Genomic DNA, 528 nt, shown 5'->3' on the forward strand with positions numbered 1-528 from the left:
CTTCATCCAAAAAGCCAACACCTTTGTAAATGAGATAAAAGATGGCAACTATGAAGCAAGCTTAGAAGCTGATACAAACAACCCAGCTCTAAATCAACTAAAAAGCACATTTAAAGATCTACAACTTGCTCTTAAAAATGCAATCTCAAGTAATGGTAAAGATGTACTTGATCTACTAAACACTTATAAAAACCAAGACTTTACAAAAAGACTTGATGATGATGGTAAGATAGCAAGTGGTATAAACTCTCTTGGCATTGAAATATCTAAAATGCTAAATGACAATCTAAACCAAGCACAGCTACTTGAAGAAAAAGCTAAACTTCTAGCTAGCTCAGTATCTCAAGTAACAAGCTCAGCAAACACTCAAGCAAATAGCTTACAAGAAAGTGCAGCTGCAGTTGAGCAAATGTCAAGCTCAATGAATGCCATCTCTCAAAAGACAGCTGATGTTATAAGACAAAGTGATGAAATTAAAAACATCATAACTATCATTAGAGATATAGCAGATCAAACAAACCTTCTAGC

General features: G+C 34.3%; 1 pseudogene. It reads left to right on the top strand.

The features are described from left to right. Positions 1-528 (top strand): annotated as a pseudogene (locus tag CYP26_RS09720) (methyl-accepting chemotaxis protein); the annotation flags it as partial.

The sequence above is a fragment of the Campylobacter concisus genome, assembly GCF_002913225.1.
GTDB lineage: Bacteria > Campylobacterota > Campylobacteria > Campylobacterales > Campylobacteraceae > Campylobacter_A > Campylobacter_A concisus_J.